Origin of the sequence: Brachyspira sp. SAP_772 (genome assembly GCF_009755885.1) — a bacterium.
In the GTDB taxonomy this organism is placed as follows: domain Bacteria; phylum Spirochaetota; class Brachyspiria; order Brachyspirales; family Brachyspiraceae; genus Brachyspira.
The window spans coordinates 1-569 of record NZ_VYIX01000324.1; the positions used below are offsets into that span (position 1 = coordinate 1).

General features: G+C 21.9%; 1 pseudogene. It reads right to left on the reverse strand.

What is annotated here, in order from left to right:
- Positions 1-209, reverse strand: a pseudogene (locus tag GQX97_RS14295) (substrate-binding domain-containing protein); the annotation flags it as partial.
- Between the last annotated feature and the right edge of the window lie 360 nt (positions 210-569).

Here is a 569-nt window from a genome sequence, read left to right on the forward strand (position 1 = left end):
TCCTGAACTCCAATAGTTGAATCTGATGTTTCTACTGTTACAGTATAGTTGGAATTAACTTCTTCAAACTTTTCAGCTAATTTGAACATTAGAGGGGAAACTGAAGAAGAACCTGTTATAACGATATCAGTAGAACTAGAGGCGCCGCCGCCGCAAGAAGTAAGCATGAACATACTTACGAGACTTAAGAAAATCAAAATCTTTTTCATAATATTGATTTACTCCTAAATAGTTTTAATTGCCAAATTAAAAATAGTAGCTCTTAAATTGACACAARTCTTATATAGTAAAATCAAAATTATGTCAATACAGAAATGAAAAATTATKTTGTTTTTTCAAAATTATTTTTTATTAGATYAAAATATATTAATGAAGAGTTTTATTAAATAATAAGTTTTTTTAAATAATTTTTATAAAAAAWTTTCTATTTCAAAATTAAATTAAACATCTCTATATAAAATATTATTTTAATTAATAATATAGAATTATAAATTATGTAAACTAAATTATGTTAATTATCTTATACTCTTCTTTAAATATTAATCAATCTTTTTTATTATCCATTGAAT